The sequence below is a fragment of the Arthrobacter castelli DSM 16402 genome (genome assembly GCF_000430705.1).
GTDB classification, from domain to species: domain Bacteria; phylum Actinomycetota; class Actinomycetes; order Actinomycetales; family Micrococcaceae; genus Arthrobacter_C; species Arthrobacter_C castelli.
The window spans coordinates 139607-156565 of the sequence record NZ_AUMN01000008.1 but is presented as its reverse complement, the minus strand read 5'-3'; the positions used below and the strand labels follow the sequence as shown (position 1 = coordinate 156565).

Annotated in this window: 15 protein-coding genes; 5 read left to right on the top strand and 10 right to left on the bottom strand. The window is 64.4% G+C overall.

What is annotated here, in order from left to right; genetic code table 11:
* Positions 1-2: 2 nt before the first annotated feature.
* The 3 genes from H535_RS0110810 to H535_RS24835 are packed head-to-tail and all read right to left on the bottom strand — an operon-like array spanning position 3 to position 2873.
* On the bottom strand, positions 3-725 hold the full coding sequence (locus H535_RS0110810; protein ID WP_081416597.1) for an NUDIX hydrolase: 723 nt from the start codon (positions 723-725) through the stop codon (positions 3-5).
* Positions 722-1543 carry an endonuclease III gene (gene nth, locus H535_RS0110805; protein ID WP_051299029.1) on the bottom strand — a complete coding sequence of 274 codons (822 nt, stop codon included), beginning with the start codon at positions 1541-1543 and terminating at the stop codon, positions 722-724. Before nth ends, H535_RS0110810 begins: the two co-directional genes overlap by 4 nt.
* Before the next feature lie 10 nt (positions 1544-1553).
* Positions 1554-2873 carry a hypothetical protein gene (locus H535_RS24835; protein ID WP_051299027.1) on the bottom strand — a complete coding sequence of 440 codons (1320 nt, stop codon included), beginning with the start codon at positions 2871-2873 and terminating at the stop codon, positions 1554-1556.
* A 386-nt stretch (positions 2874-3259) separates the two neighbouring features.
* Here H535_RS24835 and acs point away from each other — a divergent pair, with 386 nt between their 5' ends.
* Both acs and aroQ read left to right on the top strand, forming a co-directional pair.
* On the top strand, positions 3260-5260 hold the full coding sequence (acs, locus tag H535_RS0110795) for an acetate--CoA ligase (protein WP_026819556.1): 2001 nt from the start codon (positions 3260-3262) through the stop codon (positions 5258-5260).
* Positions 5260-5736 carry a type II 3-dehydroquinate dehydratase gene (gene aroQ, locus H535_RS0110790; RefSeq protein WP_026819555.1) on the top strand — a complete coding sequence of 159 codons (477 nt, stop codon included), beginning with the start codon at positions 5260-5262 and terminating at the stop codon, positions 5734-5736. Before acs ends, aroQ begins: the two co-directional genes overlap by 1 nt.
* A gap of 59 nt (positions 5737-5795) precedes the next feature.
* Here the strand turns inward: aroQ and H535_RS0110785 are convergent, their stop codons facing one another.
* Entirely contained in the window at positions 5796-6983 is a 1188-nt protein-coding gene (locus H535_RS0110785) for a MarP family serine protease (RefSeq protein WP_026819554.1), read from the bottom strand.
* A gap of 278 nt (positions 6984-7261) precedes the next feature.
* On the opposite strand from H535_RS0110785, the gene H535_RS0110780 reads away from it, so the two are divergent.
* Positions 7262-7939, top strand: a complete 678-nt coding sequence (locus H535_RS0110780; protein ID WP_026819553.1) for a Crp/Fnr family transcriptional regulator — start codon at positions 7262-7264, stop codon at positions 7937-7939.
* Here the strand turns inward: H535_RS0110780 and H535_RS0110775 are convergent.
* The 3 genes from H535_RS0110775 to sp36 are packed head-to-tail and all read right to left on the bottom strand — an operon-like array spanning position 7936 to position 9524.
* Complete coding sequence (locus H535_RS0110775; RefSeq protein ID WP_026819552.1) at positions 7936-8859, bottom strand: NUDIX hydrolase; 924 nt, start codon at positions 8857-8859, stop codon at positions 7936-7938. The two genes, H535_RS0110780 and H535_RS0110775, sit on opposite strands and share 4 nt — an antisense overlap.
* Positions 8843-9364, bottom strand: coding sequence for a RidA family protein (locus H535_RS0110770; protein ID WP_081416596.1), 522 nt, complete (start codon positions 9362-9364; stop codon positions 8843-8845). Before H535_RS0110770 ends, H535_RS0110775 begins: the two co-directional genes overlap by 17 nt.
* Before the next feature lies 1 nt (position 9365).
* Entirely contained in the window at positions 9366-9524 is a 159-nt protein-coding gene (gene sp36, locus H535_RS28395; RefSeq protein WP_081416595.1) for a Sp36 family protein, read from the bottom strand.
* Between the two features lie 37 nt (positions 9525-9561).
* Here sp36 and H535_RS24830 point away from each other — a divergent pair, with 37 nt between their 5' ends.
* Entirely contained in the window at positions 9562-12162 is a 2601-nt protein-coding gene (locus H535_RS24830; RefSeq protein WP_051299025.1) for a transglycosylase domain-containing protein, read from the top strand.
* A gap of 1 nt (position 12163) precedes the next feature.
* Positions 12164-13114, top strand: coding sequence for a metallophosphoesterase (locus tag H535_RS0110755; protein WP_026819550.1), 951 nt, complete (start codon positions 12164-12166; stop codon positions 13112-13114).
* Positions 13115-13204: 90 nt separating this feature from the next.
* Here the strand turns inward: H535_RS0110755 and H535_RS0110750 are convergent, their stop codons facing one another.
* The 3 genes from H535_RS0110750 to H535_RS24825 all read right to left on the bottom strand — a co-directional run bounded on the left by H535_RS0110750 (position 13205) and on the right by H535_RS24825 (position 16833).
* The gene (locus tag H535_RS0110750) at positions 13205-14647 is read right to left on the bottom strand and encodes a hypothetical protein (RefSeq protein WP_026819549.1); all 1443 of its coding nucleotides are present in this window, start codon (positions 14645-14647) and stop codon (positions 13205-13207) included.
* Between the two features lie 51 nt (positions 14648-14698).
* Positions 14699-15274, bottom strand: coding sequence for a DinB family protein (locus H535_RS0110745; RefSeq protein WP_211236575.1), 576 nt, complete (start codon positions 15272-15274; stop codon positions 14699-14701).
* Between the two features lie 161 nt (positions 15275-15435).
* Positions 15436-16833: an MFS transporter gene (locus tag H535_RS24825; RefSeq protein WP_051299023.1), complete on the bottom strand. Its 1398-nt coding sequence runs from the start codon at positions 16831-16833 to the stop codon at positions 15436-15438.
* Positions 16834-16959: the final 126 nt, after the last annotated feature.

Here is a 16959-nt window from a genome sequence, read left to right as displayed (position 1 = left end):
CACTACAGCGGCGCCGGGATTTCCCGCCCCTCGTCCCAGGGAATCGTCCACCCCAGCTGATCGAACAGGCCGGACAGCACCATCGCGGTGAACCCCCAGACGATCACGCCATTGACGGTGAAGCACGGGCTGCGGAAGGTTTCGCCGTCCCGGGCGACCACGGCGGTGTGGCGGTTCGCCGGATCCAGCAGGTCCCTCACCGGCACCCGGAACACCTGCGCCGATTCGGCGTAGTCGACGACGGCGACCGGCGAGGGGGCAGCCCACCACGCCAGCACCGGGGTGACCAAAAAATTGCTGACCGGCAGCCCGACCTGCGGCAAGGTTCCAAGGACGTCGACGCCGGCCGGCTCCAGGCCGGTTTCCTCCACCCCCTCGCGCAGCGCCGCAGCTTCGGCGCCATCATCACCGGCGTCGATGCCACCACCGGGAAATGAGACCTGGCCGGGGTGGTCCTCCAGGCCGCCGGCCCGTTCGACCAGCAGCACATCGAGGTCGTCGGGAACCCGTTGGCCGGGCCGGGGCGCAGTATGCGAGGGGATGTCGTCGAGCACCCCGAACAGGATCAGCACGGCTGCCGGCCGGGCGGTTGCCGAATCCAGCCTCAGACGACGCCAGGTCTCGTCGGCATGCGGCAGCCCGCCGGTGCGGGCTGCCTCGGCCAAGGCCAGCAGATCGCCCCTGGCGTCGACGGCCTCCGGTTGGTGTCCTTGCGGCCGGCTCATGGGGCCAGGTCATGCCCGGCGGCGCGGAGCTGGGCGCGGGTATGCCCTGCCCGCATCTGTTCAAGCAGCCCCTCCCGTCCGGGCGCCAGCTCGTACTTGAGCAATGTGCGCGCCTGGTCGGGGTCGACTTCGCCCTCGCCATAAGAAGGACACCATTGTGCGACGGGGCAGGCTCCGCACGCCGGTTTCTTCGCGTGGCACACCCGGCGCCCGTGGAAGATCACCCGGTGCGACAACATGGTCCATTCGGACGGCTCGATCAATGCCCCGACGTCGGCTTCAACCTGCACGGGGTCAGTGGAGCCAGTCCAGCCGAAGCGGCGCGCAAGCCGCCCGAAATGGGTGTCGACAGAAATGCCGGGGACGCCGAAGGCGTTGCCCAGCACCACATTCGCGGTCTTGCGTCCGACGCCGGGCAGCGTCACCAGATCGTCCAAGGTCTCGGGCACCTGGCCGTCGTATTCATCGACGATGCGGGTGGCCAGCGCCATCAGGTTGGTCGCCTTGGAACGGAAGAACCCGGTGGGGCGGATGAGCTCCTGCAGTTCGGCTTCATTCGCCTCCGCCAGTGCGGTGGCATCCGGATACTTGGCAAACAGGGTCGGCGTGGTCATGTTGACGCGCACATCGGTGGTCTGCGCCGAGAGCACCGTGGCCACCACCAGCTGATAGGCATTGTCGAAGTCCAGCTCCGCCACCGAATAGGGGTACTCTTCGGCCAACACCCGGTTAATCTTCCGTGCACGCCGCTTGAGCGCCAGCGGCGTTTCCTCCCGTCCCCGGGTGGCGGGCCGGGCTGCGGGGCGCTTCAGGGCCATATCCGCACCGTCATGCCCGTTCGATATTGGACAGGTCCCGGAGCACCCCTACCCGGCCGTCGGTGTGCTGGACCAGGAACTCATCGCCCCGGTCCTGCAGGGCCAGCACCCAGGCTCCCGGTTCAATGACGAACTCGGCAGCGCCGGTGTTCTCGTCCACAATCTCGCGCGGCTGCCCGACGGCGAACCAGAAGGCATCGTAGGCCTCTTCCTCGCCATATTCGTCGTCGTGTTCGTCGTAGTAGGTCTCACGAGTGGCGCCGAAGGAATCAGCCCGGCCGTGCTGTGTGGTGCCGCGGCCGTGCTGTGCGGCGCCCGTACTCTCGCTGTCGTATCCCACAGCCGGGAACGCGGCAGTTCCGGTGGAGGACCACTGGCCCTGTCCGGACTCATTCCGACCGGAGTCGTCCGGCCCCGCGTCGGACGGGGCGGGGTCGGCCCAGGCTTCGTTCCGCTCCGGGTAGGCGCTGCCGGTGTCGCTGCCGCTGTCCTGGTCCGGATAGCCGCCGAGGTAGTCGTCTTCTCCGCCGTCGCGGCTCTGGTAGCTGTAGTCGTAGGAGCCGTCTCCGGCTTCCGCCCGACGGTCAGGTTCGTCACCCTGGTCCACCGCATGGCCGCCGCCGAAGCCGCGGCCTATGGATCCGGCGCCGAAGCTGCCCGGTTCCTGGGCTGCTGCGTACTGGCCATATCCAGCCTCGTCCGGGCGCTGCCCGTTGTCAGGATACTCCGGCTTAGGCGGCTTCGGGGCAGGCGTGGCCGAAGCACGTGCCATCAGATGCGCCGGTGCCTCGGAACGTCCGGCGAAGTCACCGGAGAATACCGGCAGATGCGGTGCCAGCGTCGTCGACGCCACCAGCGCCAGGGCGCCGATCAGGGCCAGCAGCGGAGCCAGGCCGAAGGCGGAGGCGGTGACGATGAAGAAGTAGGCCGCGGCGAACAGCGCTATGACGGAACCGAACTGGTCGACCGACAGCGAACCGATCCTGGGATGGGATCCCGTTACCCGGCGGGCCATAAACAGCCCGGCCACCACCAGCGGCAGCACGATGCCCAAGCCGAGGAAGAACAGCGACGAGGAGTTCCACAGATTGGTGTAGTAATCCGGTCCGATGCTGAACGGGACGAGGCTGCCGATAAGCATCAGCGCCACGGACCCCATCACAAAGACGTCGCGGCGGGTGAAGGGGCCGGCATAAGCCTGCGGGCGGTCCCCCGCGTCGACATGCTCCGGGTGCCAGTGTTCCGGCCCGGCCGCAGGGGCATCGGAAGCCGGCTCATGCTCCTGCCCCGCTTGAGGGTCAGTGGCCCGGTCCGCTTGATGTTCGGTCACCTTGGTCTCCTTTATCGCCGTCGGCTGCGTCCGCCGCCGACGCCGGCACAATGTCCTGCCGTCCAGCCTAGCGCGAGGGGGCGCCCAAGCGGATGCTTTTCGCGCTTGGGCAAGCGCGTCGGCGTTAGTAAACCCCACGGTGCGTTTGTAGCCAAGCTATCAGTGGCGCGTCTTTTTACGCCTGACTTTCCCGCCCTTCTCTTTTGCGCCCGCCGCTATGCCATTCGGCGCAGAAATGGCACCGTTGAATTCATCTGCCGTGATGAGCCACACGCTCAAGCGGCCGGGGCGATAGTGTGGGAGTGAGCCGCGCCACGCTGCTGGTCGGCATGGTTAATGGAAATCACAGACCAACAGACCAATGACAAATCATGAGAGGTACAGAGATGGCTGAAGAAAAGTCAGCGCCGCAACAGGCGGACGGGGAAGCACTCGAGAACCTGCTGCATGAGGGCCGCCAGTTTCCCCCCAGTGACCAGTTCGCCGCCAACGCCGTGGCGAAACCGTCCCTCTACGCAGAAGCCGAGTCCGCCGGAACCGAATTCTGGGCGCGCCAGGCGAGGGAGATGCTCACCTGGGAGAAAGATTTCGAGCAGACACTGGATTGGTCCGAGGCACCGTTCGCCAAATGGTTTGTCGGCGGCAAGGTCAATGCCGCCTACAATGCGCTGGATCGGCATGTGGAGGCCGGCAACGGCGACCGGGTGGCGATCAACTTCGAGGGAGAGCCAGGCGACGTCCGCCAAATCACCTACGCTGAGTTGACCGACCTGGTGAAGCAGGCCGCCAACGCATTCGAGTCACTGGGCGTGGGCAAGGGCGACCGGGTGGCGATCTACCTGCCGATGATTCCCGAAGCCGTGGTTTCAATGCTGGCCTGCGCCCGCATCGGCGCCGTCCATTCCGTTGTCTTTGGCGGGTTCTCCTCGGACGCGCTGCGGAACAGGATCGACGACGCTGAGGCCAAGCTGGTCGTCACCGCGGACGGCACCTACCGGCGGGGCAATCCCAGTTCGCTCAAGCCGGCTGTCGATGAGGCTCTCTCCGACGGCAAGTCCACCATCGAGCATGTTCTGGTGGTCCAGCGCAATGAGGAACCGGTCGATTGGACCGAGGGCCGTGACCTGTGGTGGCACGACACTGTCGCCAAGGCCGGCAAGGACCACACCGCCGTCGGACATGATTCCGAGCATCCGCTGTACATCCTGTACACCTCGGGCACCACCGGCAAGCCGAAGGGCATCCTGCACACCACCGGCGGCTACCTCACCCAGACCGCTTTCACCCACAAGACCGTCTTCGACCTGAAGCCCGAGCAGGACGTCTACTGGTGCGCCGCCGATATCGGCTGGGTCACCGGCCACAGCTACATCACCTACGGTCCCCTGCTCAATGGCGCCAGCGTTGTGATGTACGAAGGCACCCCTGACACACCGCACCGGGGCCGCTGGTGGGAAATCGTGGAGAAGTACAAGGTTTCCATCCTGTACGCCGCCCCTACAGCCATCCGCACCATGATGAAGTGGGGCGACGACATCCCGGCCAAGTACGACCTTTCATCGCTGCGCGTCCTCGGCTCGGTGGGCGAACCCATCAATCCCGAGGCCTGGATGTGGTACCGCAAGGTGATTGGCTCGGGCCGGACCCCGGTCGTCGACACCTGGTGGCAGACCGAAACCGGCGCCATCATGATTTCTCCGCTGCCGGGAGTCACCGAGGCGAAGCCGGGCGCAGCACAGGCTGCGCTGCCGGGCATCAATGCCGACGTCGTGGATGAGTCGGGACAGTCAGTACCCAACGGGTCGGGCGGCTACCTGGTGATCAGGGAACCGTGGCCGGCCATGCTGCGCGGCATCTGGGGGGACCCGCAACGGTACAAGGACACCTATTGGTCACGGTTCGAAGGCATGTATTTCGCCGGCGACGGGGCCAAGCGGGACGAAGACGGCGACATCTGGCTGCTCGGCCGCGTGGATGACGTGATGAATATCTCCGGGCACCGGTTGTCGACGACGGAAATCGAATCCGCACTGGTCTCCCACGCCGCGGTGGCCGAGTCCGCCGTGGTGGGTGCCAACGACGAAACCACCGGGCAGGCCGTCGTCGCCTTCGTCATTCTCCGCGGTGAAGACGCAAAGAAATTCACCGCCGAGGGCGCCGACACCTCCGAAATTGTCGCCGACCTGCGCAATCATGTGGGCCGGGAGATCGGCCCGATCGCCAAGCCCCGGCAGGTGCTCATCGTCTCCGAGCTGCCGAAGACCCGTTCCGGCAAGATCATGCGGCGGCTGCTCAAGGATGTGGCGGAGAACCGGGAAGTCGGGGACGTCTCCACGCTGGCCGACACCAGCGTGATGAATCAGATTACTGAGGGGCTCAAAAAGTAATGAGTTCAGCCCCCGTTGGTCCGTTGGGCACCATCCTGGTGCTCAACGGACCCAATCTGAACCTGCTCGGCACCCGTGAACCTGGCATTTACGGCACGAAGACGCTGGCGGACATCGAGCAGTTGTGCGCCCGGACGGCGGAACAGCGTGGTTTGGAGGCGCGCTGCGTGCAGAGCAACCACGAAGGCAGCCTGATTGATGCCATCCACGACGCGCGCGGGACCGCATCCGGCATCATCATCAACCCGGCCGCTTACAGCCATACCTCGGTTGCCATTCCGGATGCGCTGGCCGGCGTCGAACTGCCGGTGGTGGAGGTGCACCTGAGCAATATCCACCGCCGCGAAGAGTTCCGCCACCATTCCTATGTCTCGGCCGTCGCCGACGTGGTGATCGCCGGTGCGGGTGTCCAGGGCTACGCGATGGCGCTGGACTGGATGGCCGCCACGCTCACTCCTGCCGCCGCCGCGGACTGACCCGGACCGGACCGGCCTGACCCGGACTGATCCGGCCCGGACTGATCCGGCACACCGGCCTATTCCTGGCGGGTGCACTGACCCGAGGACACGGTCTGGGTCATGGATGGGGCAGCCTCGACCACCGGACGCAGTTCCTCGAGTGTCAGCGCATATCCCACCGGAACGTCCGCGGTCGACTTGGCGAAGACCACACCGACCACGCGGCCTTGCTCGTCGAGCAGCGGGCCACCGGAATTGCCTTGCTCCACGTTCGCTGCGAGCTGGTAGAGCTGCAGCGGCGACGGATCAGCGCCGTAGATGTTCTGCACCATCGTGGTGGAGACGCTCTGGACAGTTGCCGGCTGTGTGGCCAGCGGACCACCGGCCGGGTATCCGGCGAACGCGGCGACATCACCTTCCTGTGCGGTGGTGCCCAGCTGAAGCGGTGCTGCCTGGAGTCCGTCAACGGCCAGCACCGCGAGATCCCGCACCGGATCAAAGGAAACCACCCGGGCGCGCAGCACGTTGCCGTTGGGGACCTGAACCACAGGTTCGCGGACCCCGGCCACCACGTGGGCGTTGGTCACCACCCGCCCGGGTGCGACTACGAAACCGGAGCCGGTCTGGTTTTGCCCGCACTGGAAGGCGGTACCGGTGATTTTCAGCACCGACCTGGCTGCCTCATTGAGTGCCGGCGTATTGGTGCTCGCGTCCGGAACGGGGGCCGGGTCCGCCGGGCCCATGCTCTCAACGATGCGTGGAATTCCGTCTTCGACCGCCAGGGAACGCAACTGCGCCATACCGCTCTTCAGCGGTGCCGGGGTGAGGTGGTCGATGGTGCTGATGACCTTGGAAGAGGCGATCTGCTGGGAGACAAACGGGGCCCCCAAGGAACCGATGCTGAACGCCAGCATGGAAATCACCAAGGTGGCGACCAATACGTTCACCACGCCGCCGAGCAACCGGTCGACGGCGCGCAATGGCGGGAATTTGAACCAGCGGCGTATGCCGCGGCCGGCCGCGCTGCCGACGGCGTGTCCGGCGACAATCAGCACCACCGCTGCCGCGATGACAGCAGTCAGCCGCCATCCGTGATCGGGAATCCAGTCGCTGATCACCGGCACTGCCATGAACCCCAGGACGGCACCGGCAACGAAGCCGATGATGCCGCCGAGGCTGACAACAAAGCCGCTGCGCAGCCCATAGACCAGATAGCAGATCAGGACCAGGACGAGCAGCGCATCCAGGATGGTGAACCCGTCCACGGCGGTCTCCAAACACTAGCGGCGGCGGTATCGATCGGTTCCTGCAATTCTATGGCGTTCGATGGCCCGCCCGGTGACAATTGGTCCAACGCCTCGAACGGCTGTTCGGTTCCGTGTCTGCAGCGGGCGGCACTTGAGTGCGATGATGGACACTGAAATGTTGACGTTAGCGCCCGGAATCGACACGATTACAGGGAACCGCCCGGTGTGGGAAGTGCCACAGGGCGCGGAAATGCGGCAGACTGGGCGTTAGCGCCACACACGACACAGGAGATTATATGGATATCGAGGTACTGCGCCGGGCACCGTTGTTCGCTTCTTTGAGCGATGATGTTTTTTCCGCCCTGACCGATGAATTGAGCGAAGTTGATCTGTCCCGCGGGGCATCCGTCTTCCGCGAGGGCGACCAGGGCGACCAACTGTATTTCATCGTTTCCGGGAAGATTAAGGTCGGCCGGACTGCTCCGGACGGGCGCGAGAACCTCATCGCCATTCTCGGACCGGGCGAGCTCTTCGGGGAAATGGCCCTCTTCGACCCGAGCCCCCGCAATGCGACGGCAACGGCGGTCTCGGAAACCCGGCTGGCCGGACTGAGGAACGAGAACCTGCGCAATGTGCTCGAATCCCGGCCGGAGGTCTCCGCCCAGCTGCTGCAGGCCCTGGCCCGCCGGCTGCGCCGCACCAATGAGTCACTGGCGGACCTGGTCTTCTCGGATGTGCCGGGCCGCGTCGCCAAGGCACTGCTGGACCTGGCCGACCGCTTTGGCCGGCCCGCCACGGACGGAATCCTGGTGGCCCATGAGCTCACCCAGGAGGAACTGGCCCAACTGGTTGGCGCCTCCCGGGAGACCGTCAACAAGGCGCTGGCCGAATTCGTCCAGCGCGGCTGGCTCCGGCTGGAGGCCCGCGCCGTGGTGATTCTGGACATCCAGCGGCTCCGCCAGCGCTCCCGCTAGCGTTCCCGGGCCGGCGCGCCCTCCGTCGCAGCGGCGGTCGGCACGTCGACTTCAAGCAGCATCGCCCCGTCCCGCTCCACCAGTTCCGGCTGGTAGAGCCGGATGGGGCGTTTGTGCGACAGATACGCGATACACCCGCGTGCGGTGGCCATCTTCTCCAGGATGAGCTCCGTGGCGGGCACCGTCAGCGCGGACAATGTCCGTCCGGTGGTGGACGGATCACCGACGGCGTCGCCCAGGGATGTCTTCTCTCGTTCGGCCACCACGGTGGCGGGGGGCATCCAGCGGCCCCATACGCCCTTGCTCCGCAACACCGACGCGGTCTGGTTATGGGGCACCGCGGCCGTGAAGTAGTAGGTATCGAACCGGCGGTGGGCAAAATCCGGGCTCAGCCAGTGGGACAGCGGCTTCAGCAAGTCGGTCCTCAGGCACAATCCCCGGCGTTTCATGATCGCTGCGAAGGATTGTTCCTGGGCGGCGACCGCTTCCCGGTCGCGCATCCAGTCGTCGCTGGCCGACTGGGTTTTCTCCACCAGCGTTGCCATGTCGGGGCCGGCCAGCAGCACGCCGCTTTCCTCGAAGGTTTCCCGGATGGCGGCGACGACATGCCGCCGGGCCAACTGTGGATCGCCGACCCCCAGCATCTGTGCCCACTTGGCCGGTGACGGGCCCAGCCAGCCAACGGCGTCGTCGTCACCGGCCTCAACGCTGCCTCCGGGAAACCCGACGGTGCCCAGCGGGGAGCTGGACGAGCGGTACGTCAGATACGTTTCCAACCCGTTGGGGCTGTCCCGCAACAGCGCCACCGAAGACGCCAGACGCGCCTTCCGCGGGATCCGCTCACCAAATTCCAGCCAGGACTGCGCCGCCCCATGCTGCTCTTCGGCCAGCGGAAAATAGCGCTTAGTCGTACTCGACAATCAGCTCCACCTCGACCGGAGAATCCATCGGAAGCACGGCAACACCCACCGCCGAACGGGCATGAACTCCTGCCTCGCCCAGCATGTCGCCCAGCAATTCGGATGCGCCATTAATCACACCCGGCTGACCGGTGAAGCCCGGATCCGAAGCGACAAAACCAACCACCTTGACGACCCGGCGGATCCGGTCCAAGTCGCCGAGCTGGGTCTTGACCGCCGCCAGGGCGTTGACTGCACACGTGGCAGCCAACTGCTTGGCTGTTTCGGCGGTCACCTCGGCTCCCACCTTTCCCTTGGCCGGCAGTTCGCCTTTGACGAACGGGAGCTGGCCGGAGGTGTAGATGTAATGGCCCGACACCAGGGCCGGCACATACGCGGCCACCGGCGCGGGAACTTGAGGCAACACGATGCCCCGGTCGTGCAGCCGGCGCTCGACGGCGGAGGCCGCCCCGGTGTCGTCTGCCTGGGGTTGCGTGGACCCGTCGCCCGGGTCAGGTGCCGTCATATCAGCCTTTCTCCCTCTTCATGTAGGCAACCAGATTGGTACTCCCCTCGGGGCCCGGCACGACCTGGACGAGTTCCCAGCCGTCCTCTCCCCATTGGTCGAGAATCTGCTTCGTTGCGTGTGTGATCAGCGGTACTGTTGCATACTCCCATGTAGCCATGAGCTAAACACTAGCTGAGGCTTGTAAAGTGGTACACATGGCAGCTCGCAAATCCCCCGTATTTGAAACGGCTTCCACACTCGGACGGATCCTCGGTTTTCTGGGGATCAGTGCTTTGTGTGGGGTCCTGGCGGCTGGTTTGCTGGTCCCGGTGGCAGCCGCAACCGGCGTCACCGCAAGCCAGTCGATTGAGTTCTTCGACGAGCTGCCCAGCGAGCTGGAAGTCAAACCACTGTCACAGCCATCACGTGTGCTGGCCAAGGATGGCACGCAGATCGCCAGTATCTATGCCGAGAACCGCAAGCCTGTCGAACTCGGCCAAGTGGCCGATGTGATGGAAAAAGCCATCATCGCGATTGAGGATTCCCGGTTCTACCAGCATGGCGGCGTCGATCTCCAGGGCATCATGAGGGCGGCCGCCAACAACCTGATGAACGACACCCGGCAGGGCGCCTCCACGATTACCCAGCAGTACGTCAACAACGTGCTCAACAATGCCAGGAAGCGCTCGGCGGAGGATGAGGAGCTGCTGCTCGGGGACAATAAGGACCTCGGCGACAAGATGCGCGAAGCCAAGCTGGCCATCGCCGTGGAAAAGAAGTTCTCCAAGAAGGAAATCCTCACCGGATACCTGAATATCGTCTTCTTTAACGCCAATGCCTACGGTGTTGAAGCAGCCGCACAATACTTCTACGGTATTCCCGCATCGGAATTGAACCTGCAGCAGTCGGCGATGCTCGCCGGAATGGTCCGTGGACCCAGCTTGTACAACCCGATCACAAATCCCGATGTCGCCAAGCAGCGCCGTAATTTGGTGCTCAATGTAATGCTCCGCCAGGACAAGATTACCCAGAAAGAACACGACAAAGCCTCCTCCGCAGACCTGGGCCTGAATGTCACTCCAACTCAGAGCGGGTGCGTCGCTGCCAATATGGCGCCGTACTTCTGCCAGTATGTGGTCCACGAATTCAAGACGTACGGGGCGCCGGACGCCCCCACCAAGAAGTTGAAGGAGGAAAATCCCGAGAAGGCCAAGAAGATGCAGGCGAAAAGGGATGAGTACTTCGCCGAGCGCGAGGAAAAGTTGCGCCGTGGCGGCCTGACGATCAAGACCACCCTGGATCCCCGGCTGCAGAAGGTGGCCCAGGCAGAGGTCAACAAGGTCGCACCTCCCGGAGAGAATCCTGACAAAATCGGCAGCTCCATGGTGTCCGTGCAGCCAGGCACCGGCAAAATCCTCTCCATGGCCCAGAACACAAAAATCGTGGCCAAAAAGGATGCGTGGAGCAACGTCTACAACTTCAATGTCGACGCCAACATGGGCGGCACGGGCGGTTACCAGGTGGGATCCGCCTATAAGCCGTACACGTTGGCCGCCTGGCTGGCGGACGGCCGCTCGCTGGGCGATGTCGTCGACGCATCGCAACGGGTCTACGAGCGGGATTTCCCGTGGAAGGCCAGCTGCGCGCCGGATGATTACACAGCTTTCGGTTACTACGACCCGAACGACCCGTACGAGCCGACTTCCAAGCTGGACAATTTCTCGGACGGCTACTACCACAAGATGTCGGTGCTGGATGGCATTGTGCAGTCCATTAACACCGCGACCATAGCCTCGGCCGCCGAACTGGACCTGTGTTCCATCAGCGACATCGCCAATGACACGGGGCTGCACGACGGGCGTACCCAGGAGGACATCAGCAACCTGAAGATTTCCTCGCTGATCGGCGGCAGCAGCCAGTCCATCAGCCCGTTGTCCATGGCAGCCTCCTTCGCCACGTTTTCCTCCGGCGGTACGTACTGCAAGCCCTATGCGATTGCCTCCATCACCGACCGCAACGGCAAGAAGCTCGATATTCCCGGGCAGGATTGCGAGCGCGCGGTCAAGAAGAAAGTGGCCCAGGGCGTGAACTATGCGCTGCAGGAAGTCATCGAACGCGGTTCCGGCTATTACCTCGACCCCGAGGTACCTGCCGGCTTGAAGACCGGCACCACCGATGATTCGGTCCAGACGTGGACGGTGGGCTACACCAGCGGTATCTCCACCGCCGCCTGGGTGGGCAACCCGGACAAGTACCGTTCACTGGACGGGCTGGAGTTCCTCGGCGACGGCACCACCCATGACTACGTCGATGGCGCCACCTACGCTGGTGAGGCATGGCAGTCGTTCACGGAGCAGGTGGCCGATCTCTATTCGACCGAAGAATTCCCGGAGCCTCCCGAAGAATTGATCGAGAAGCAGGAGGAACAGGAAATTTCCCCTGATGACAGCGAAGTCGTCGAGTCCGACGAGAGCTCCGACGACACCTCCGACGCTTCCGCGCTCGCCCCCGCCCCCGGAACGCCCACTGTGCCGGATCCTCCGGCGGCTGCTCAGGCACCCGCTGCTCCGCCAGCGGGCAGCACCGCTCCCCCGGCCGGCGGCAGCACGAGCCCGCCACCGGCTGACGGCAGCACGACGCCACCTCCAACCGACAGCTCCGACGGCTCCGGCAGCTCAGGTAACGGATCCGACGGATCAGCGAACGAGTCCGGCAGCTCCGGCAGCTCCGGCCAGGGCGCCAATTCCGGTTCAGGCGGGCCCGGCAACAGCGATCAAGCACCTCCCGGGCGGGACGAGAACGGCGGTGGCAACTGATATGGCAGATCAGCGCAAGAGAGGCACAGGAGCAGCAGCCGCGACTGCAGCTGCCACGACCCTCGCCGGCGTCGCGGGACTCGGCGCATTTCTCTACGCATCGGTGATCGAGCGGAACTGGTTCACCCTCCGCGAGGAATCCATCGACGTCCTGCCACCGGGGCAGCGGCCCCGCCGGATTCTGCATATCTCGGATATCCACATGGCCCCGGCCCAAATCGCCAAAACTGACTGGCTGCGCACACTGGCCGACCTGAAGCCCGACCTGGTGGTCAATACCGGCGACAACCTCGGTGATAAGCGCGGCATGGGGCCGCTGCTGGAAGCATTGGAACCGCTGCTGCAATACCCGGGTGTCTTTGTCCCCGGCTCGAATGACTATTACGCCCCCACATTCAAGAACCCCGCCGCTTACCTGTTCCGCTCTCCCGGGTCCAGGAACCGGTCAGCCGAATCGCTCCCCACCGGAGAAATGCATGAGGCGTTCGGGCGGGCCGGCTGGGTCAATCTGGCCAACCGCAGCCAGTCCGTGGTGCTGAACCGGATGCGAATGGATTTCAGCGGTGTGGATGACCCCCACCTGGGCCGTGACCACTACGTTGGCTTCCCCAACGGATCCGTCTCCCAGCACGGTGCACCGAACGTACAGATCGGGGTGGCCCATGCCCCTTACCAACGGGTGCTGGACGACTTCGCCGATGGCGGGGCTCATCTGGTCCTGGCCGGTCATACCCATGGCGGACAGCTGCGGATTCCCGGCTACGGCGCCTTGGTCAGCAATTCCGACCTGCCCACCTGGCGGGCCCGCGGCCTGACCCGGTGGTCCCACGGCCCCAACAACTCATGGATCAATGTCTCTGCCGGCATCGGAACCTCCAAATTCGCCCCGGTCCGATTCGCCTGCCGGCCCGAGGCCGTGTTGATCACGCTCAATCCCACGTCAGGCCGGTAACACCGCCGGTCGCCCTCATCCGGAGCGGATCGCTCACCGGGACGCTGCTCACGTGGAATCGGCTGAGGCAGCAGGGGTGGACGCCGTGCATTACTTCCTCGGCGTTGGGAGCGGTTTGAGCGGTTTGGATTTGCCGGTGCGAAGCTTGTGCTTGATGCGTCGCTTCAGCGCGGCGAGCAGTTCACGGGTGGTATAAGCGGCCGCCGTCTGGTCGGGCCGTTCCGCAGGAGGAAGTTTTCGGACCCGGTGGTGGAGCGTGCTCTTCCTCTCAGCGGACAGGTCGTGTGTGACTCTCTTGAGATCCGCCTCGAGGCGTTTGCTCTTCGCTCGTTCGGCCTCGAGTCGCTGAGTCGTCTTGTCGAGGTTCATCGTCACATCATCGAGCCGTTTGATCTTGGCGTCACGTTGGGCGGTTCGCTTGTCGGCTCGGCGTTGCGTAGTCGCCCCGGCGAGGATCACTCCGGTCAACGCCCGGACGACGACGTCGGCGTCGATGGTGTCGCTGTCGACCTTGTCGGCCGCAGACGGCGCGGCGCCCAGTTGGTCGAGATCGCCCACGACGCGCACGCCGCTGTCCCGGATATGGGCGGCGAATCTCTTACCGTCCTGCTGGGCAGCATCGACGGCCCAGGCAGGCAGGCCAACGCGCGGCTCGTTGTCTGGCCGCGTTCGCTCGAGGACCCCGCGATTGGCCGCGCCCCTCCACACGAATTCGCTGAAACTGTGCCAGCCCACGCCGTGATCGGCAAGTGCGCTGTTGAGGCGCTGGAACACATTGGCTTCAACTGCGGTGAATGACCGGTTCGTGTCCACACCGCGGCCCAACATTGACTCAGGAAGGCCAAGCAGCGACTCGAACGTGCCACTCAACGCAGTCGGCCGGTTTTTCTCGACGACGATGACCGTGACCCTCTCCGGTCCGATGAGCCCCGCCCACCGCTGCACAAGTTCGGCCTGCTCGTACGCGCGCCGGAACCGCGCAGGCATGGGCCGATCGGGAGCCTTGTCGTATATGCGCGAGAGCCAGTTCTCGAGGGGCTCCGTCTGCGCGTCATCTTTGAGACCCTGCGCCCACAATGAGGGAAGAATCGTCGCCGGCGATCGCAAGGTGATCGCAACATGGATCCGGTCGGGCCCAAGCTCATCGACAATCCGCCGACATGTCGCGTCGTCCGCCTGGCTGACGAACTCATGGCTGACCAGGATCCGCCGGCTGGTATCAGCCTCAATTTCCGCCTTGAGGCCATCCCACTCGCGCCTGTCGGGAATGCCGCCGTCGTCCAGGTCGAGCCGGTCCGGGCCCAACGGGCCGGTTCGTTCGGCCGCGACGGTGCTCCAGCCCAGCAGGGCGCCCAGCCCCGAGCGATGATTAAGCTTCGTTCCGGGATAGCGCACCCCGTGATCAAGCAGGGTCTGGCGTTGATCCTTGGCCGCGGCTTGGATCGCCGTCGTCCCCGTCTTCATCGGACCGATATAGAGCAGCCGGGAACGGGGAGGCAGCAGCAACGCATCATTGAGTGTCGAACTCGGCATGCGCCGAGCATAGCAAGCTCCGGCGAAATCCGGCCTCATGGTCTAGCCGCTTCAGGCGTTACGCCAGGCGTAGAGGTCGCGCAGCAGGGCGATCTCCGCGCCGTGGTGGAGTACTTCGCGGTGGATGTGCAGTACGAGGGCGGCCATCGACCAGTCAGCGAACGGCCCCTCAGCCGGGCCGCACGGTTCGGCCAGCTCGTCGTGTCCGAGTCCCGTGACGCCGTCGATCCAGCGGCTGTACCCGGCGTCCAACTGGTCCAGCGAGTCCGCGGCCGTTGCCGCATAATTGTGGTTCTCGTAGTCAATGGCCGGGCCGTCGAAATGCGAAGCGTTCCGTGCACCGAATACGCCAACAACTAGATGGCCGATGCGCCACGCGATGGTCGTGACCGGTGCCGGCGTTGGTTCAGGAATCGCGAAATCGATGGTGTACGCACCTGCGCCGACGGCCATCGGGGCTGTGCTCTGTCCGCGCGGGCGGACGTTCCAGCTGCCCCGCACCGGTTCCCAGAAGTATTCCTCGTCGGTCAGATCCGCCAGACGGGGACGTAACTGGTTGGTCCAGTGCCATTCGAGCTGGCTGCGAAGTTCGGCGTTCCAATTGATGTGTGCCTTTGCAGTAATCATGCCACCGACTATATTAAGTAATGCGGACAGTATCGGTCCGTATAAGTGACACTGTTCGACATCCCATTCACACTTCTTCGTCGACGCATACGGGTCATCAAACGAACTTGGGATGCCAATAAGTCGCACTGTCCGGTGGAGGTCCGACTTACGGGACGCGTCTAATAGGGACTTGCGGTGACTCGTCCGATCACGACAAACCTGGTGGCGGCTCCGGCTCCGAGCGCCAGGAGGACTATATGGGGCCCGGCTCCGGTGGTGCTGGACGTAAGAATTGCTGCCAGTCCCGCTGCAGCGGCCGCGGATATAGCCGCGGTGGTGATCGCTTCAACGAAGATTGTGGCTGATGCTGCAGTGGACGGGGAGATGTGGTCCGGGCGCGCCGGCTGTTCCACGACACGATTGATGGTGTCGAGATATATCAGCCCCATACCGGTGCCGCACAGGAACCAACCGCAATGAAACATTACCGCCGCCCCCACACGCAAGCCATCCAACAGAGCGAAAGCCATTGTGCTGATCCCGACGAGAAGCAGGAGTGTGCCTCCATCGGCCCGGACCCGGAAGCTGAGATCGGTGACGGCAGGATACCGGCCACAGATCAACCCGGTAACGGCCCACGCCAAGCCGCCAACGGTCAGGAGGAGACCGATCCGGCCCGCTGCGAAATCCAGTACGTCGTGTGCAAGGATCGCCACCACGGCGCTGAGCCCGAAATACACGCCACACAAAATACCCAGCAATACAATCGCACTCGGACGCCCTGGGCGCAAACGGAACACCCCGGCTGGAAGGAGCCGAACGGCAGCACTGACGGTCAGAACGAAGCCGGCTACGGCGACTAACGGCCACCAGGGGCCGGCGTTGGCAAGCAGCGAGATCAGTGCGATCCCGCTGGCGAGCATTAAGGACGACGCAACATCAAGGCGCCGACCGTCCCTGGCGGGTGGAATGTCGGGGAGCCTGCGGGCAATGAGCGCCCTGGCCATAAAGAGCAATGGCAGGTAGAGCACCATCGCCCAACGCCAACTCAGGACGGCAGAGATCCACGCTGCGTAGACAGGCCCGACAATGGATGTAACGACCCACATCGCAGAGAAGCCGGCCAGAACCAGTTGCCGCCACGACTTCGGCATGGACACCACAATCGCCCCCATGGAAACGGTGGCCAGCGCCCCGGCGGCCATCCCGCTGATCAAGCGGCCAACGGCATAGATACCCATCGTCGGTGCAGCCGCACCCACCAGTGCGCCAATGGCAGTCACACCGGTGAGCCACACCAATAATCGAGCTGCCGAGTAACGGCTGAGCAGGAATACCCCCAGGGCCATCGTCAGGAACATGCCGACTTGCTCCGCGCCGACGACCAGCCCATAAAACCGCTGACCATTCAGTTCGGCAGCGATCAACGGCGTAATCGTCGTCGTCAAATATGCCTGCATTCCGGCAAGCAGCTCCACGGCCAACAGGGCCAGAGCCAATGCTCCGAGCTGGCTGTGGAACAGGGCGCGAAGGGATGGCTTGGTCTCTGTGTCGGTATCATCCCCGGATGCTCGCATGCTAGCAATCTATTACAATCGCGTTATCCAGTCAACGAATCATCTGACGCCACGAGCCGCCCAGGTGGCGCCGTCGGGGACCTCGGGATGAATAGCGTGTGGAGTGACGGCGGACCGGTTCTAAGA